The organism is Sporomusa aerivorans, assembly GCF_041428895.1.
In the GTDB taxonomy this organism is placed as follows: Bacteria; Bacillota; Negativicutes; order Sporomusales; family Sporomusaceae; genus Sporomusa; species Sporomusa aerivorans.
Genome location: NZ_CP156926.1, coordinates 3,945,511 through 3,962,488, shown reverse-complemented (window position 1 = coordinate 3,962,488; position 16,978 = coordinate 3,945,511). Strand labels below are relative to the sequence as shown.

Below are 16,978 nucleotides of genomic sequence, written 5' to 3'. Positions count from 1 at the left end.
GCGAACACTATTTGAGCAATAGGAGGCAGTAATATGCGGATTGGAGTTTGTCCAGGCAGTTTTGACCCTGTTACCAATGGGCATTTAGATATTTTTTTACGGGCCAGTAAAATGTTTGATCTATTAATTGTGGCTGTCTTTCATAATCCCAATAAGAAGCCTTTGTTTACAATGCAGGAACGAGTGGAAATGCTTAACGCAGCAACCAAGCATATACATAATATCAAGGTGGACAGCTTTTCCGGTTTGCTGAACGATTATGTGCGGCGGCAAAATAGTAGCTTTATTGTCAGGGGTTTACGGGCTTTAAGCGACTTTGAATACGAGTTCCAACGGGCACTGCTTATTAAGAAAATTGATCCAACGATGGAAACCATCTTTATGATGACCAGTAACGAGTATTCGTTTATCAGTTCGAGTGGCATTAAAGAATTGGCGAAATTTGGCGGGCCAATTACCGGTTTGGTGCCGGAATGCCTGGAAGAGAGCATCATTAAAAGAATTTTTGAGAAAAGTTAGATACGTGTGATTCGGGAAGGGAGAAAAGTATGAGTATTGAGAAACTATTAGATGAAATGGAGAATATGCTGGTTGAGGCAGCCCGGGTACCCTTTACCAATAAACGGGTTGTTGAGGAAGATGATTTGGCACGGTTTTTAGATGAGTTTCGGGAAAAGTTGCCCAGAGAACTGGAAGAAGCAAAACGGATTATTACCGAGCGTCAGCGAATTCTGGATGAGGCGCAACAAGAAGCGCAAAGTATTGTAGAGCAGGCTAAAGCGTATGTTATTAAGCTAACTGATGAGAATTTAATCAATAAGCAGGCCCAAGAACAGGCAAATGAACTTGTTGCGCAAGCTCGTAAAACTGCAAAAGATCTACAGGTTGACGCAGTAAGCTATGCGGATGAAGTGTTTAAACACGTTGCTGCTCACTTGGAAAAGACCCTTGAGGTAGTTCGTCAGGGACATCGTGACTTACAGCAAAATAGAAATAATCCCGGATAAAAGGAGCTTTGCTCCTTATCTTTTTACGTATCCGGATATACCTTTTGCCAAGTGGACGGCAAATGATAGTAGAAGCATAATACCTAACAATATTCCTATCTGGTAAGTAGCCTGCTCAAACCGAGTGAGCCATAAGCTCCACAAATTGCTGTGAGAAAGGCTCATAGATACCGGCATTACTAATAATGTTGTGATTGTCTGACCAGATCCAAGTAATAGTACGGTGATAATGGCAGCAAGAACAGCATGGAGCAGTCTGCCTACCATATATGGAGTCATGCGGATTCCGGATTCTATGACGATACTGGCAACCTGACCGTGTACAGATAAACCGCTCCAGGCGATAATGGCACTGGCAATGGCAACCTTTTGAATTAGCGGCGCATCGACTTGGCTGGCTGCCAATGTACCCAGATCAATTTCCAGTAATCCGCTAACCAACGCAGGGGCCAGGTTGGTACTGTAGCCAATCAGGCTAAGAGCGGAAGCAAAGAGGCTTATTAATATATCTGTTATACCAAAAACAGACATAATACGAATAAAAACTGAGAATACAATAATAAAGCCACCGATAAGCATGATGGTATTCATGGATGATTTTACGGCATCACCAAGCAGTTGTCCTGTTGAACGCTTATCTTCCTGGCGGGCATTATACAAAGCTCGAAATGCGCGCAGGAGGATATTACCATTCGGCGCAGGCCGGTCTGAAGAATAACTGTCTCTGTTGCGACCATGGAATCTGAAAGCCACGCCAACAAGAAAACTGGATATATAGTGAGCTAGTGCTATGGTAGCTCCTAATTCAGGCATGCCAAACATACCCACAGCTACCGCGCCAAACATAAATAAAGGGTCGGCCGTGTTTGTGAAAGACAACAGACGCTCCGCCTCGACTGCCGAGCATAATTGATTTTTACGAAATTTGCAGGTTATTACCGCGTCCATCGGATAGCCGGAGGCAAGCCCCATTGACATCGCAAAAGCTCCAACCCCAGGCACATTAAAAATGGGGCGCATCAGGGGTTCGAGCAAAACGCCGATAAAATGAACAACACCAAGCCCCATTAGTATTTCTGATAAAATAAAAAAAGGCAGTAATGAGGGAAAAACAACATTCCACCACAAATTTAAGCCCATGATAGCTGAATCGAATGCATCTTTCGGATATGTTACCATTGCTATAGTAATAAATACAGTGCATAAAGCCATAAAATATGCCAGTAAACGTGAGCGATAACGTCTGCCACTGCCCCAAATCCGCATATATTTATCTCCTCCTCCAAGCGGTGCGGTTTGATAATATATATATTGGAAGGGGAGAGGTAATATAACTAAAATGAGGTTCAAATACTACTTAGATAGTTGTGCAGGGAGGAATAACTGTGCTGCCTAAAGTTGGTTTGGCCCTAGGGTCAGGCGGTCTGAGAGGTATTGCCCATATCGGGGTGCTAAGAGTATTGGAAAGGCATAATATATCCGTCGACTTTATTGCCGGTTGCAGCATTGGCAGTCTGATTGGCGCGTTATACGCTGCAGGTCTTGATCCGGAGACCATATTAAAGCTGGCGAAAAATTTAAAGAGGCGCCACTGGCTGGATTTCGTAATTCCGCAAATGGGGATTATCTCCGGGGAGAAAGCGCTCGCGACCATTCGCTTGTTAACGGGGCAGCGAAACTTCGCCGAGCTAAAAATACCCTTGGCTATAGTAGCCACCGAACTACACAGCGGCCAGGAAGTTATATTTACAGAAGGGGATATTGCCAGTGCAGTGAGAGCCAGTATTTCGGTACCTGGCGTGTTTATTCCCTTTCCTATACAGGATAAGCTTTTTGTCGACGGGGCGGTGGTAAACCCAACCCCGATTGATACTGCGCGTAATATGGGGGCCGATATTGTTATTGCGGTAGACTTGGCCCATGCTGGTACGGTAGGCAGTATTAGCAATATGTTTGATGTAATCATACAGTCCATAGATATCATGGAGCGAGAACTGTGTAAGCATCGCCAGCACCACTGCGATGTTCTCATTCAGCCTGATGTAAATAAGTTTTCACCAAGTTCTTTCGACACAATGGATGAGTGCGTTCTGGCCGGTGAGGTTGCGGCCGAAGCCGTCATTCCTGAACTAAAAGAACTTTTAGCTAACCCGAAATGTAGTGAGGAGAAACAAGGAAGTCTTGATTGCCTGAACGCCAAGCGCAATTAGGAAAGCCTAGAACGTATACGTTAGTCGCAGCCACATCGTAGGCTAGCATGGACTGCAGAGCAGACAATCCATGTTGTTTTTGCTGCTTTGAGGTGAGGAAATGCGATGTTTTTGTTATAACCGGAATGGTTGCCTGTTTATCAATTTCTTTTAATAGAATACGGCCATTGTTGTTAAAAGCCAGTACGCGGGCGTATAGGGGGCCAGTCTGGTCAAAGCGGGCAATAGTAGTCTTGTTTGTTCCCAGCAGTGCATGAATAATAATTCGCTGAAGACGAGTCAGTGTATAGCGTTTACTTTTTATATACATTAATAACTCTTGAATGGTAGCCGCTTTAAAAGCGGCTTCACTTATTTTATGATGAAGTCCTTCGCTAACGTCGGGCAAGACTGCTATTTCCTCCAGGCACATTGTCCGTAGCCTGGCAAGAATAACTGTACTAAAAGATTCTGCTGCTACGGGCGCTTTGCCGGCCGAGATCAAATCATTCATTTGCCGGGCGCAGGCGGGAGGGACAGCCTGCCAGGCTGCACTGGCGGGGGCCAAGACGCCATTATTGATAATGGCTGTCCTAATAGCGGTGGCGCTGGCGATGGAAGATGTAATCAATTTGTCATGATAATTGGCTTCCAATCGTTTGATGGCCAACGGTATAAGCTGAGGTGCGTGATGGCTGATAGCCCGGAGGTATTCAACAGCTAACACATTATTGGGGGATTTAAGCAGGTTTGACTCTGCCTTAAAACTTGCTGATAATACTGTCGACAGGCTGGCTGCATAGGTTTTTCCGTTTTTCATTTCCTGTCGCAAGGATTCAATCACCGTATTTTGGTTTAGGGCGTCTGCAAAATTTTTAAGCAATTGAACCTCAGGCGTTTCTGCACCAAAGCAAACGTGGCTGACAATACCTAACCGCTCTAAAAGCTGGATGCCGCCGGTCGCAAAATATTGGGCACTACGCACAGCAAACACTGCCGGCAGTTCAATTACCAAATCAACGCCGGCTCTAACCGCCAAGCTGGCGCGTGACCACTTATCGGTAATTGACGGTTCGCCTCTTTGTAAAAAGTTGCCGCTCATAACAGCAATGCTATACGTCGAGCCTGACAGGCGCTTAGCCTCATTTAAATGCTGTAAATGACCATTGTGGAAGGGATTGTATTCAACAATCATGCCTACTGCGTTTATCATTTTTATTTCACCCAATATAATTGTATACTAATTCGTCAATTTGTGAAATTTTTTATTAAATAATTTTCCCAGATGAAGGGAAAATAAGTCAGGTGTCGAAAACATAAAAACTGTTGGGTTTATAAAAACATATTGGATTAGTGGTTTGACCGTACATACCCCAAAATAAGGAGGATTTTGTTGTGAAAGTATTAGTTGTCAATTGTGGGAGTTCTTCAATTAAGTACCAACTGGTAAACATGAACGATGAATCAGTGCTGGCAAAAGGCCTGGTAGAACGCATTGGTCTTGACGGCTCGGTTTTGACGCACCAGCCGGAAGGTAAAGACAAAGTGGTTATCAATGCTGATATTAATAACCACAGCATTGGTATTAAACTCGTTATTGAAGCTTTGACTGATGCTAAGCACGGTGTTATTGCCAGTATGAAGGAAATCGCCGCGGTAGGCCACCGGGTTGTGCATGGTGGCGAGAAATTTGCTGACTCAGTTTTGATCACTCCAGCTGTTATGAAGGCTCTTGAAGAGTGTATTGAAATGGCTCCGTTACATAACCCGCCTAACATTATGGGGATTAATGCCTGCTCCGATATTATCCCCGGAGTTCCGCAGGTAGCCGTTTTCGATACTGCCTTCCATCAAACTATGCCCAAGCATGCCTTCCTGTACGCTCTGCCGTATGAAGCATATGAAAAATATGGTGTTAGACGTTACGGGTTCCATGGAACCTCACATAAATATGTTTCCCAACAAGTCGCTGAACTTATGGGGGAACATATGACTAACCTCCGGATAATCACTTGTCATTTGGGAAATGGTGCCAGTATCGCCGCCGTTAAGCACGGCAAATGTATCGATACCAGCATGGGCTTTACCCCGCTCGAAGGTCTTGTTATGGGCACCCGCTCCGGCGGCATTGATCCTGCTATCATTCCGTTCCTGATGAAGAAAGAAAATATGACTGCTGATCAGGTTGATAACTATCTCAACAAAAAATCCGGTGTACTTGGCGTTTCCGGTGTATCAAGCGATTTCCGTGATATTGAAGATGCAGCTAATTCCGGTAATGAACGTTCTGAACTGGCACTGGAGATGTTTGCTTACAGAGTTCGTAAATTTATCGGTTCTTATGTTGCTGCTATGGGTGGCGTTGATGCTATCGTCTTTACTGCAGGTCTTGGCGAGAACTCCATCTCTATGCGTGATAAAATCTGCAATGGTCTCGAATTCTTAGGTACTAGAATTGATCCTGTCAAAAATAATATTCGTGGCAAAGCCCAGGAAATTAGCGTTGAAGGTGCTAAAGTTAAACTTTTTGTCGTTCCCACCAACGAAGAACTCGTTATTGCGCGGGATACAAAAGCAATTTGCGGCAATCTTGCATAACTGTCATACAACCTTCGCATGATAGGCAGGGGACGCTTGTTCCCTGCTTTCATATTTCTTGACAAACTTTCGGCGTGTCGATATAATAGATGAAGGTTGGTGGAAAATGATGAAAATTAACATAGCGCCGCTTAGAAAGGACCTTGGGCGTACCCAGACATTTTCTTTCAAGACTTCGGCCGGTCAGCTTGGCCTTGACGGACAAGACGACGTTTGGTCTGGAAGTATTTTGGTTGAAGGCGGGGTTACAAACAAAGGAACTATCTACGAAGTAAACGGAATAATCAATGCTACTATGAGTCAGAACTGCAGCCGGTGTCTCGAAGCTATGAGCATTACGCTTGCTATACCCTTCGCTGAGGAATATAGAGAAGTTGATTCTGTGGATTTTAATGAATCTTCTGAACCGGAATTCAACTATTTTAATAGTGATGAGATTAATATTACTGATTTAGTTCGCGAGAATATTCTGTTGGCCGAGCCACTTAAACCGGTGTGCAGTGAAAACTGTCGCGGGTTATGTCCTGAATGCGGCGCCAACCTAAACATAAACACCTGCGGCTGCAACCCGTGTAAAACTGATCCAAGACTTGCTGTTTTAGAAAAACTTCTGTCTAAGGACTAATGTTTGACGGTGGCCAATTTTGTTAAGGAGGTGGAAACAAATGGCAGTACCTAAGCGTAAAATGTCCAAAGCCCGTCGCGATAAACGTCGTGCTAACTGGAAACTTACTATTCCTGGTTTGGTTGAATGCCCTCAATGTCACGAAAAGAAAATGCCTCATCGTGTGTGTCCTGACTGCGGTCATTATAATGGTAAAGTTGTGGTTCAAGCAGAATAAAAAAATAAGTAGTGAGCAAGATAAAAGGCAATTAATTTTATCTTGCTCACTTTTTTGCTTGCATAATTGGTAGTAACTAGCTATAATTAATACTATCAATTGGTAATATAACTTGCTGATAAAACTAGGTGATGTTATGGCGCGAGTTCAAAAAAAAATACGCCAGGCACAGTTAAAAGAAAAGTTGGTAAGTACACCTTTTCTTACCGATGAGGAACTGGCGGCCTGTTTAAATGTTAGTGTCCAGACGATAAGGCTTGACCGGCTGGAGCTTGGTATACCTGAACTGCGGGAACGTACTAAGCAAATGGCCGAAGAAGCCCAAAACAAACTCAAGACAATTGCCAGCGCAGATATCGTGGGTGAATTGATTGATCTTGAATTGGGGAAGTCGGGTATATCGTTAATGGCGGTAACCACAGATATGGTTTTTGAGAAAACTAAGGTTGCCCGCGGACACTATATTTTTGCCCAGGCTAATTCTTTGGCTTTGGCTATTATTGATGCCCCTATGGCTGTAACCGGGGTTGCTAATGTCAAATATAAAATAGCTGTGCATGAAGGTGAAAAACTGGTAGCTAAAGCCGAAATCATAAAAAAAAGAGGCAATAAATATTTTATTTGGGTAAAGACTAGGAATGATAGTCAGGAAGTATTTCGTGCCAAATTTATTATGGTGTCACTTGAGTCAGAATTACATAAATAACTAGGACTTTGAATAAGCATTGATTCTGTCGCTTTCGTGAAAGGGAGATAATGAATGAAGGTTGCCATTGATACTATGGGCGGAGATTATGCCCCGGGCGAGATTGTATTAGGTGCATTACAGGCTGCCAAAGAGTATGAAGCAGAAGGCATGGAAATTGTTTTAGTCGGTGACCAGGCTCAGATTACGCAAGCTCTTGACAGTCATGGCAACTGGAAAGATTTAAATATTACGGTACATCATGCCGGCGAAATTATTGATATGCACGAATCTCCGGGTTCTGCCGTTAGGAAGAAAAAGGATGCTTCGGTTGTTGTAGCCACCGCCCTGGTAAAACAGGGGATCTGTGATGTAGTAATTTCTGCTGGGAGTACCGGTGCAGCCGTTGCCGCAGCTTTGTTTGGTTTAGGTAGAATTAATGGCATCGAGCGTCCGGCTATTGCCACGCCGATGCCTAATCTAACGGGCACAACTGTCCTTTTGGATTCAGGCGCAAACATTGACAGTAAACCTAAGCATCTGGTGCAAAATGCTATAATGGGTTCGATCTATGCTGAATATGTGCTGAACATTCCCAAGCCACGGGTAGGGCTTTTAAATATTGGTGAAGAAGAAAGCAAGGGTAATGAACAGGTTTTATCCACATATCCGCTGCTGCAGCAGCTTAATACTGTAAATTTTATAGGTAATGTCGAAGGACGTGATATTCCTAAAGGAACAGTGGATGTTGTTGTTTGCGACGGTTTCGTGGGAAATATCGTTCTCAAGTTTGGTGAAGGATTAGCCAGCGCTATTTTGCAGCTTGTTAAGGATGCTATTAAATCAAGCGGATTCTGGGCGAAAATGGCATCTATGCTGGTGCTGCCGGCTTTACGCGGCTTGAAGAAGAAACTTGATTACGCCGAATACGGTGGTGCGCCGCTGTTAGGCGTAAACGGGGGTTTCATTATCTGTCATGGCAGTTCCCGCGCAATAGCAATAAAAAACGCTATTAGAGTTGCCAAGGAATTCACCGAGCAGGATGTTGTTGCCCACATTCGCGAAAACATTGCCAAAGAGGGGGTTGTGACCAATGAATAACCATAAAGCGGTAGGCATTATTGGAATTGGAACTTATGTGCCAGAGAAAATAATGACTAATAAAGATTTGGAAAAAATAGTTGAGACTTCGGATGAGTGGATTGTCGACCGGACAGGGATCCGTGAACGGAGGATTGCCGCGCCCGAAATGGCAACTTCTGATTTGGCCAGCCGTGCAGCTCTCAAGGCACTTGAAGATGCCGGTGTTGCTGCTGAGGAAATTGATCTTATTATAGTTGCTACAGCAACACCGGATATGTTTTTTCCTTCAGTAGCCTGCCTGGTGCAGGCCAATATCAAAGCCGCCAATGCTGCCGCTTTTGATTTGGCGGCCGGTTGTTCCGGATTTGTTTACGGCATGATAACCGGTAGTCAGTTTATCCAAGCAGGATTGTATAAGAAAGTGCTCGTGATTGGTGCTGAAACCCTTTCCCGGATACTGGACTGGACTGACCGTAATACCTGCGTTTTATTCGGCGACGGTGCCGGTGCGGCTGTTCTTGGAGAGACCACACCCGGTTATGGCATTTTAGGATCACAGCTGGGGGCAGATGGTGCCGGCGGTGACTTGTTAAAACTTCCTGCCGGCGGCTCGCGCAATCCGTCGACAGCGGAAACAGTTTCGCAAAGAATGCATTTCGTTCATATGAACGGCAATGAAGTCTTTAAATTTGCGGTGAAAGTCATGGGTGAGGCTGCTGTAAAAGCTCTCGACCATGCCGGCCTAAGTGCGTCAGATGTGGATTGTTTAGTTCCTCACCAGGCAAATATTCGTATAATACAATCAGCTGCCAAGCGTCTGAAACTACCAATGGAAAAAGTAATGATCAACGTTGATAAATATGGCAACACGTCGGCTGCATCTATTCCGATTGCCCTTGAAGAAGCCGTTCATGGCGGAAAGATCAAAGAAGGCGATATTGTTGTACTTGTTGGCTTTGGTGCCGGGTTGACTTGGGCGTCAGCTGTAATAAAATGGGGCAAGGGGGCCGACACTATTGCTTAATAGCAAGCTTTGCCAGCTTTTACATATTAAATACCCCATCCTTCAAGGAGGGATGGCTTGGGTAGCTACAGCAGAATTAGCCGCAGCCGTTTCTAATGTAGGGGGTTTAGGTCTCATTGGGGCCGGGCATATGCCGCCTGATGCATTAAAAGCGGAGATTAGAAAGGCAAAGGGTTTGACAGATAAACCATTTGGTGTAAATATAATGCTTATGTCTCCTTTTGTAAAAGAGGTTATGCAAGTAGTAATTGACGAGCGCGTAGCTGTTGTTACGACTGGCGCGGGAAATCCGGGAGAGTATATCCCGGCTCTGAAGGAAATTGGGACGAAAGTTATTCCGGTAGTGGCCTCTGTTGCCTTAGCGAAGAGGTTAGAACGTGTTGGGATTGATGCAATTATTGCCGAAGGTATGGAAAGTGGCGGTCATGTCGGCGAAGTAACAACAATGGCATTGGTGCCGCAAGTTGCTGATGCCGTAAATGTGCCGGTAATTGCCGCAGGCGGCATTGCTGACGCTCGCGGTGTTGTGGCAGCAATGGCGTTAGGCGCTGAAGGCGTTCAAATAGGAACATTGTTTGCCGCGTCCACAGAATGCACGGCGCATCCCAATTATAAGGCGGCCATTGTCAAAGCTAAAGAGCGTTCGACCGTAGTGACAGGCGCCATAACCGGCCATCCGGTAAGAGTCATTGCGAATAAATTAACCCGCGATTTTGCCGAAATGGAAAAGCGCGGCGCGCCTACCGAGGAACTCGACCGTTTGGGGGCTGGTAAGCTCAGAGCGGCAGTTCGTGAAGGCGATATCGAATATGGTTCGGTAATGGTTGGCCAGGTAGCCGGTATGATTAACTCCGTGCGGCCGGTAGATGAAATTATGCAGAGTATAATACAGGATGTACCTAAAGTAATTAATAAACTGACCAAGAACATATAAAGGCAAAAAGGAATTCACAGGGAGGGAAATAAATGGGTAAACTAGCATTTGTTTTTCCAGGTCAGGGTTCGCAAGCGGTTGGTATGGGCAAGGAGCTATTCGAGAAATACGACACTGTAAAGGCCATATTCAAAGCTGCTGATGAAGCCCTTGGTTTCTCTATTTCCGATATGTGCTTTAACGGACCGGAAGATGAACTTAAGAAGACATATAATACGCAACCGGCTATTTTAACTGTTAGCATAGCGTGCCATGAGGTGCTAAAGCAGCATGGCGTTACACCTGATATTGTTGCCGGCCATAGTCTGGGTGAATATTCAGCCTTAGTTGCCGCCGGGGCATTATCTTTTACTGATGCTGTTCAACTAGTGAGAAAACGTGGCCAGTTTATGCAGGAAGCCGTTCCCCTGGGAGAAGGCAGTATGGCAGCAATCCTGGGCTTGGACCGTGACAAGGTTATCGATATTTGCCGTCAGGTAGAGGCTGAAGTCGGTTCTGTGCAGGCAGTTAATTTTAATTGTCCCGGCCAGATTGTAATTGCCGGCAAGACGGCTGCGGTCGAAAAAGCTAACGAACTATTAAAGGCGGCAGGCGCCAAACGGGCGGTATCACTGCCGGTAAGCGCTCCTTTTCACAGTACTTTGCTGCAGCCTGCTGCCCGAAAGCTGGCTGTAGAACTGGATAAAGTAGGTGTTCATGACGCCCGGATGCCGGTTGTCTTTAATGTTAACGGCCAGATTACTACTCAAGGAGCGGCTATCAAAGAATTACTGGTTAAACAGGCAGCAAGCCCTGTTCTCTGGGAAGACTGTGTCGCCCAAATCGCGAGCTTTGGGGCAACGACCTTTGTTGAAGTTGGACCTGGCAAGGTGCTGACAGGCTTCACCAAGAAGATTGCTAAAGATGTCGAAACTTTGAACATAGAAGATATGACTTCTTTGGAAAAAGTCCTTGATTATTTCAAGGAGGTTCGCTAAAATGCATTTAGATGGACAAGTGGCAATCGTTACCGGTGCATCCAGGGGGATTGGCCGGGCGGTGGCAATAGCCTTAGCCAAAGTGGGTGCCAAGGTTGTAGTCAATTATGCGGGTAATGCCCAGGCTGCTGAAGAAGTACGCCAAGCTATTGTTGACAATGGCGGGCAGGCAATCACAGTTAAGGCCGATATCGCCAGCGCCGAAGCTGTGGATGCACTGGTTAAGCAGACTATAGAAGCGTTTGGCAAGATTGATATTTTGGTTAATAATGCCGGTATAACCCGTGATGCGCTTTTGATGCGTATGAAAGATGAAGACTGGGATGCTGTAATGAATACCAATCTTAAAGGTATATACTACTGCACCAAAGCGGTATCCAAGATTATGATGAAACAAAGAAGCGGCAAAATTATTAACATGACCTCGGTTGTAGGTATTATGGGAAATGCCGGGCAGGCAAATTACGCCGCCGCTAAAGCGGGTGTTATTGGCTTTACTAAATCGATGGCGAGAGAATTGGCTTCTCGCGGTATTACGGTAAACGCTATTGCTCCTGGTTTTATTGCCACTGATATGACGCATGGTTTGTCCGAGCAGGTAAAAGCCGATTTAGCAGCCAAAATCCCTTTGAATCGTTTAGGGGCTGCTGAAGACGTTGCCGCCGCTGTCGTATTTTTGGCAGCAGATTCTGCAAATTATATTACCGGACAGACTTTAAATGTTGACGGTGGTATGGTAATGTAATATATGGTTTAATATATTCCTTAAAAATCCCTTGGAAGGAGGTGAATACCATCATGACAACTTTTGACAAGGTTAAAGAAATTGTTGTTGAACAGCTCGGCGTTGATGAAGCTGATGTTGCAATAAACTCTACTTTCATTGACGATCTCGGCGCTGATTCACTGGATATTGTTGAACTGATTATGGCCTTTGAAGAGGAATTCAGCATCGAGATTCCGGATGAAGTAGCTGAAAAAATCAAAACAGTTAAAGACGCTGTGGAGTACATAGACAAGGAAAAACAAGCGTAAAATGTTTTGCCAGCATCGTAATGGATGACATTACCTGTACAACGAAGAAAGTCCCGTGGAAACTTTTTTCGCGGGACTTTCTAAGGGTAATGCGTGGAAGCAGCCAAGGGTATGGTTATTGATTGGAGGAGTTGTTACTTGAAACTTCCGGAGCTTAAAATTGGCCGACATGTTGCTAAGATTCCAATTATCCAAGGGGGCATGGCTATAAGACTTTCCACTGCCCGTTTGGCGGCAGCAGTGGCTGAAGCTGGCGGCATTGGACTTATTGCAGCGTCAGGTATGGCTTTTGACGAGTTGCGGCATGAAATTCGGCTTGCCCGCAGCTTGACTAAAGGAATAATTGGTATAAATATAATGGTAGCGGCAAGAGAATTCGCTCGCTATGTTGATACTGCCATTGACGAAGGGATTGATTTGGTAGTTGCAGGAGCCGGATTTTCACGCGATGTATTTCCAATGGGGAAAAAGTCTGGTACTCCAATCGTACCGATTATCTCAACAGCTAAAGGGGCTAAAATTTCGGAAAAGCTAGGCGCCGCCGCAATTATTGTCGAAGGCAAGGAAGCAGGCGGGCATCTCGGTACTGATCAATCTGTGCAAGAACTTTTACCAGAAATTAAAAAATCCGTTAGCATTCCCGTTATTGCTGCCGGTGGTATAATATCCGGACGGGATATTGTTGAAGTAATTAAACTTGGGGCTGATGGTGTCCAAATGGGTACAAGGTTTGCCGCAAGTATTGAATCAAATGCAGCCCCAGCCTTAAAAGAGTTTTATTTAAAAGCAAAGCCCGAAGATGTGGTGTTGATCAATAGCCCGGTAGGATTACCAGGGCGGGCTATTAAAAACCCTTATGCAAAGAAAATTATTGAATGTACCGTCGACGGTCCGCAAACTTGTGTAGCTTGTTTAAAACACTGTGCGCAGAATTTCTGCATAATTAATGCATTGATTCGGGCGCAGCAAGGTGATGTTGATACCGGACTGGTATTTACCGGCGAGTATATCCATAAGATAGATGAAATATTACCTGTTAAAGAAATTTTTGCACGGCTTCTTAAAGAAGCTGAAGAAATAAACTAGCGAGGTGACCTCTTTTGAAAAAACGAGTCGTAATTACAGGTTTGGGTGCAGTTACTCCTGTCGGTATAGGCATTGACGCTTTTTGGCAATCCTTAATTAACGGGAAATCCGGAATTGACCGTATAACTCGCTTTGATCCAAGTGAATATTCTACCCAGATTGCCGGCGAAGTCAAAGATTTTGATGCCACTCAATATATTGATAAAAAAGAAGCAAAGCGCATGGACAGATGCACGCAATTTGCCATTGCCGCCGCCAAAATGGCGTTTCAGGATTCGGGAATTGATTTTGATAAAGAAGATCGCAGCCGTATAGGTACTTTGATTGGGACTGGTATTGGCGGTATGGATACACTGCACGATCAGTACAAGACCCTGTTTGATAAAGGCCCTGGCAGGATTAGTCCTTTTTTTGTGCCAATGATGATTGCTAACATGCCGGCAGGCCAAACTTCCATTACTTTTGGCTTGCAGGGACCATGCAGCTGTGTTGTTACTGCCTGCGCAACAGGTACGAATGCCATTGGCGATGCCTTTAAGATCATTCAACGCGGCGATGCCGATATTATGGTTGCCGGCGGTACCGAAGCTGCTATCTCGCCTTCGGCCGTAGCCGGATTTTGCGCGATGAAAGCCATGTCTACCCGTAATGATGAGCCGCAAAAGGCCTCACGTCCCTTTGACAAAGCCCGTGATGGCTTTGTTATGGGCGAAGGCGCCGGTATTGTTGTTATGGAAACATTAGAGCATGCTTTAGCCCGTGGCGCAAAAATCTATGCTGAGGTAGTTGGTTACGGTTCTAATGCCGATGCCTACCATATTACTGCTCCTGCTCCCGAAGGAGCCCAGGCAGCGAAATGTATGGCTATGGCTTTAAAAGACGCCGGGATGGAACCTAATGAAGTAGATTATATTAACGCCCATGGAACTTCAACACCGCTTAATGATAAAAATGAAACAATGGCTATTAAAGCGCTGTTTGGCGATCATGCCAAAAAGCTTAAAGTAAGCTCCACTAAGTCGATGACAGGACATTTGTTAGGGGCGGCAGGCGGTATCGAAGCAATTGCCGCAGTGCTGGCAATTGCTAAAAGTGTCATCCCACCGACGATCAACTTGGAGAATCAAGACGAAGAATTTGACCTGGATTATGTTCCCAACAAGGCGCAGGAGCAAGTTGTCAATGCAGCACTTTCGAATTCGTTTGGCTTCGGCGGCCATAATGCAACCATTCTGGTGAAAAAATATCAGGCGTAAGCCATGAGAGAAGTTAAAGGATCGCTGGATAGTGCTCGCCTGCAGACATTAGCCGAGTTGTGCCGCACTTTAGGCGTAACATTCAGCGATTATAAACTGCTGCATCAGGCCTTGATACATACCTCCTACGCCAATGAGACAAAGGGGACAAATGTCAGGCATAATGAGCGCCTTGAATTTTTAGGCGATGCTGTATTGGATCTGATTATCAGTTCCTACCTGTTTAGTCAATGTCCTCACCTGCCGGAAGGCGAACTTACCAAGGCCAGGGCTCAGGTGGTGTGTGAACAGACCTTGGCTAAGCGGGCTTTGGAACTGGGGATTGGCGAGTACCTTTTGCTGGGAAAAGGAGAGGCGTTGTCTGGCGGCCGGGAAAGAATATCAATTCTTGCCGATGCTTTTGAAGCAATTATTGGTGCTGTTTATCTCGATGCGGGATTCAAAAGCGCTGCAAAATATGTATTAAATCAACTTAAAGCCGAACTTAAGCTGGTAGAACGTGGCGACTATCTAAAAGATTATAAAACATGGCTACAGGAAATCGTGCAGAAAAATAATGACAGTAAAATTGCTTATGAAGTTATTAGCGAGCGCGGTCCCGATCATGATAAGTCTTTCGAGGTAGCTGTTTTCGTTAACGTGGAACGCATGGGTTCTGGCTGGGGAAAAAGTAAAAAAGAAGCTGAACAGCAGGCCGCAAAGCAGGCGCTGGTTAAGCTTGGAACAATAACCCAATAAAGTAAAGCAGGGCGGCCTTTTGGTCGTCCTTTCTGTATAGGTGGCAACATGAAGCATTATATTATTCCAATATTTATTCCGCATTTAGGATGTTTACATCAATGTATATTTTGTAATCAAAAAAGAATTACCGGTAGAGAAACGCCGGTGACTGCAGAGCAAGTAACTGCACAAATTGAGGAAAGACTGAAGGCTGTTCACCGGGATCGGTGGATAGAAGTGGCCTTTTTTGGCGGTAGTTTCACTGCTTTGCCGGCAGCTGTACAGCGTGATCTGCTGTCGCCGGCTCACCTGGCTCTTGAACAAGGGCGAATTCATGCTATTCGTCTATCCACCCGGCCTGACTGTATTAACGGCAGTATCATTGCTAATCTTAAAAAGCATGGCGTAAGTATTGTGGAATTAGGAGTGCAATCTCTGGATGATAATGTGCTTCTTAAGGCATGCCGTGGTCACAACAGCCAGGACGTTATCGAGGCGACCCGGCTGCTAAAAAAGTCCAAAATACAGTGCGGGTTGCAGCTTATGCCTGGTTTGCCAGGCGAGGATTGGATAAGTCTACTGGCAACGGTACGCAAAATGATTGAGCTGCGTCCTGATTTTGTCAGGATTTATCCAACAATAGTCATTAAAGATACAGTATTAGCAGAGCAGTATAGTCAGGGGACTTATCAGCCCTTAACACTATCTGCGGCAGTGGCCCGTTCGGCTTATATGAAATTGGTTTTTGAGCAAGCAGGAATTGCTGTTATCCGGACCGGCTTACAAGCAACTGAAGAATTAGACAGTAAGGCAAGTGTTATCGCGGGACCTTATCATCCTGCTTTCGGAGAACTTGTGGACTCGCATATTTTTTATCTAATGCTGGCAGCATTTTTAGAGCAGGATGTTATAGGCCGGAGAACTGAGATAGGCATTCGGTATAACCCTAAGGATGCTTCCAAAATACGGGGTCAATACAACAGTAATATAAAGCGGCTTGTTCAGCGGTATAAGCTGACTGCATTTAATCTATCCCCGGATTCTGCTGTAAAAAACGGGAGTATCTTGCTTACCTTGAAGGGAGATAATTACCTATTGAATAAAAATATGATAAATCGTATTTAAAAATCATGTAAAAGAAGGAATTTTTAGGAAATACGCAGAATACCTTTTAGCATAGGCCCTGAATTCAAAGGAGGAGAGCGAAAAATGGAAGTGCTGAAAGTATCTGCACAATCAAACCCCAAATCCGTAGCAGGCGCTCTGGCGGCAGTTTTGCGGGAGAGAGGTTCCGCAGAAGTGCAGGCAGTAGGTGCAGGGGCGGTTAATCAGGCTATCAAGGCTATTGCGATTTCACGTGGTTTTGTCGCTCCCAATGGCATTGATTTGGTTACCATACCGGCTTTTGCGGAGATTGCTATTGACGGGGAAGAGCGAACCGCCATTAGATTCATCGTTGAGCCTCGTTGATGCAACTTAGTTTGATGTGAAAAAGCCTGTAGGCATATGCTGCGGGCTTTTTTATATTTATACAATCGAAGT

At 45.1% G+C, this 16,978-nt stretch carries 20 protein-coding genes; 18 read left to right on the top strand and 2 right to left on the bottom strand.

Going from position 1 to position 16,978, the window contains the following annotated elements:
- Positions 1 to 33: 33 nt before the first annotated feature.
- Both coaD and SATMO3_RS19045 read left to right on the top strand, forming a co-directional pair.
- Complete coding sequence (coaD, locus tag SATMO3_RS19050) at positions 34 to 519, top strand: pantetheine-phosphate adenylyltransferase (protein WP_371371316.1); 486 nt, start codon at positions 34 to 36, stop codon at positions 517 to 519.
- A 29-nt stretch (positions 520 to 548) separates the two neighbouring features.
- A complete protein-coding gene (locus SATMO3_RS19045; RefSeq protein WP_371371315.1) occupies positions 549 to 1,007 on the top strand; it encodes an ATPase in 459 nt (152 codons plus the stop codon).
- A 15-nt stretch (positions 1,008 to 1,022) separates the two neighbouring features.
- Here the strand turns inward: SATMO3_RS19045 and ylbJ are convergent, their stop codons facing one another.
- Positions 1,023 to 2,273 (bottom strand): sporulation integral membrane protein YlbJ, encoded by a 1,251-nt coding sequence (gene ylbJ, locus SATMO3_RS19040; RefSeq protein WP_371371314.1) that lies wholly within the window; start codon positions 2,271 to 2,273, stop codon positions 1,023 to 1,025.
- A 119-nt stretch (positions 2,274 to 2,392) separates the two neighbouring features.
- Here ylbJ and SATMO3_RS19035 point away from each other — a divergent pair, with 119 nt between their 5' ends.
- Positions 2,393 to 3,217 carry a patatin-like phospholipase family protein gene (locus tag SATMO3_RS19035; protein ID WP_371371313.1) on the top strand — a complete coding sequence of 275 codons (825 nt, stop codon included), beginning with the start codon at positions 2,393 to 2,395 and terminating at the stop codon, positions 3,215 to 3,217.
- On the opposite strand, the gene SATMO3_RS19030 is transcribed toward SATMO3_RS19035, so the two are convergent.
- Positions 3,153 to 4,409 (bottom strand): nucleotidyltransferase, encoded by a 1,257-nt coding sequence (locus tag SATMO3_RS19030; RefSeq protein WP_371371312.1) that lies wholly within the window; start codon positions 4,407 to 4,409, stop codon positions 3,153 to 3,155. The two genes, SATMO3_RS19035 and SATMO3_RS19030, sit on opposite strands and share 65 nt — an antisense overlap.
- A gap of 182 nt (positions 4,410 to 4,591) precedes the next feature.
- Here SATMO3_RS19030 and SATMO3_RS19025 point away from each other — a divergent pair, with 182 nt between their 5' ends.
- From SATMO3_RS19025 to SATMO3_RS18955, 15 genes are all read left to right on the top strand, one after another.
- Positions 4,592 to 5,794 (top strand): acetate/propionate family kinase, encoded by a 1,203-nt coding sequence (locus tag SATMO3_RS19025; RefSeq protein ID WP_371371311.1) that lies wholly within the window; start codon positions 4,592 to 4,594, stop codon positions 5,792 to 5,794.
- 106 nt (positions 5,795 to 5,900) lie between these two features.
- The gene (locus SATMO3_RS19020; protein ID WP_371371310.1) at positions 5,901 to 6,419 is read left to right on the top strand and encodes a DUF177 domain-containing protein; all 519 of its coding nucleotides are present in this window, start codon (positions 5,901 to 5,903) and stop codon (positions 6,417 to 6,419) included.
- A gap of 40 nt (positions 6,420 to 6,459) precedes the next feature.
- Complete coding sequence (rpmF, locus tag SATMO3_RS19015; protein ID WP_371371309.1) at positions 6,460 to 6,636, top strand: 50S ribosomal protein L32; 177 nt, start codon at positions 6,460 to 6,462, stop codon at positions 6,634 to 6,636.
- Between the two features lie 136 nt (positions 6,637 to 6,772).
- Entirely contained in the window at positions 6,773 to 7,342 is a 570-nt protein-coding gene (gene fapR / locus SATMO3_RS19010) for a transcription factor FapR (RefSeq protein ID WP_371371308.1), read from the top strand.
- Between the two features lie 54 nt (positions 7,343 to 7,396).
- Complete coding sequence (plsX, locus tag SATMO3_RS19005; protein ID WP_371371307.1) at positions 7,397 to 8,422, top strand: phosphate acyltransferase PlsX; 1,026 nt, start codon at positions 7,397 to 7,399, stop codon at positions 8,420 to 8,422.
- Positions 8,415 to 9,428: a beta-ketoacyl-ACP synthase III gene (locus SATMO3_RS19000; protein WP_371371306.1), complete on the top strand. Its 1,014-nt coding sequence runs from the start codon at positions 8,415 to 8,417 to the stop codon at positions 9,426 to 9,428. The genes plsX and SATMO3_RS19000 overlap by 8 nt, the downstream gene beginning before the upstream one ends.
- Before the next feature lie 52 nt (positions 9,429 to 9,480).
- Entirely contained in the window at positions 9,481 to 10,362 is an 882-nt protein-coding gene (gene fabK / locus SATMO3_RS18995; RefSeq protein ID WP_371371305.1) for an enoyl-[acyl-carrier-protein] reductase FabK, read from the top strand.
- A 32-nt stretch (positions 10,363 to 10,394) separates the two neighbouring features.
- Entirely contained in the window at positions 10,395 to 11,339 is a 945-nt protein-coding gene (fabD, locus tag SATMO3_RS18990; RefSeq protein WP_371371304.1) for an ACP S-malonyltransferase, read from the top strand.
- A 1-nt stretch (position 11,340) separates the two neighbouring features.
- Positions 11,341 to 12,084, top strand: a complete 744-nt coding sequence (gene fabG, locus SATMO3_RS18985; RefSeq protein WP_371371303.1) for a 3-oxoacyl-[acyl-carrier-protein] reductase — start codon at positions 11,341 to 11,343, stop codon at positions 12,082 to 12,084.
- A gap of 53 nt (positions 12,085 to 12,137) precedes the next feature.
- A complete protein-coding gene (locus tag SATMO3_RS18980) occupies positions 12,138 to 12,374 on the top strand; it encodes an acyl carrier protein (protein ID WP_371371302.1) in 237 nt (78 codons plus the stop codon).
- 138 nt (positions 12,375 to 12,512) lie between these two features.
- Positions 12,513 to 13,460 carry an NAD(P)H-dependent flavin oxidoreductase gene (locus SATMO3_RS18975; protein WP_371371301.1) on the top strand — a complete coding sequence of 316 codons (948 nt, stop codon included), beginning with the start codon at positions 12,513 to 12,515 and terminating at the stop codon, positions 13,458 to 13,460.
- 14 nt (positions 13,461 to 13,474) lie between these two features.
- Positions 13,475 to 14,716 carry a beta-ketoacyl-ACP synthase II gene (gene fabF, locus SATMO3_RS18970; RefSeq protein WP_371371300.1) on the top strand — a complete coding sequence of 414 codons (1,242 nt, stop codon included), beginning with the start codon at positions 13,475 to 13,477 and terminating at the stop codon, positions 14,714 to 14,716.
- A 3-nt stretch (positions 14,717 to 14,719) separates the two neighbouring features.
- Positions 14,720 to 15,454: a ribonuclease III gene (gene rnc / locus SATMO3_RS18965; protein ID WP_371371299.1), complete on the top strand. Its 735-nt coding sequence runs from the start codon at positions 14,720 to 14,722 to the stop codon at positions 15,452 to 15,454.
- Positions 15,455 to 15,502: 48 nt separating this feature from the next.
- Positions 15,503 to 16,561: an elongator complex protein 3 gene (locus tag SATMO3_RS18960; protein ID WP_371371298.1), complete on the top strand. Its 1,059-nt coding sequence runs from the start codon at positions 15,503 to 15,505 to the stop codon at positions 16,559 to 16,561.
- A gap of 84 nt (positions 16,562 to 16,645) precedes the next feature.
- On the top strand, positions 16,646 to 16,906 hold the full coding sequence (locus tag SATMO3_RS18955) for a stage V sporulation protein S (protein WP_371371297.1): 261 nt from the start codon (positions 16,646 to 16,648) through the stop codon (positions 16,904 to 16,906).
- Positions 16,907 to 16,978: the final 72 nt, after the last annotated feature.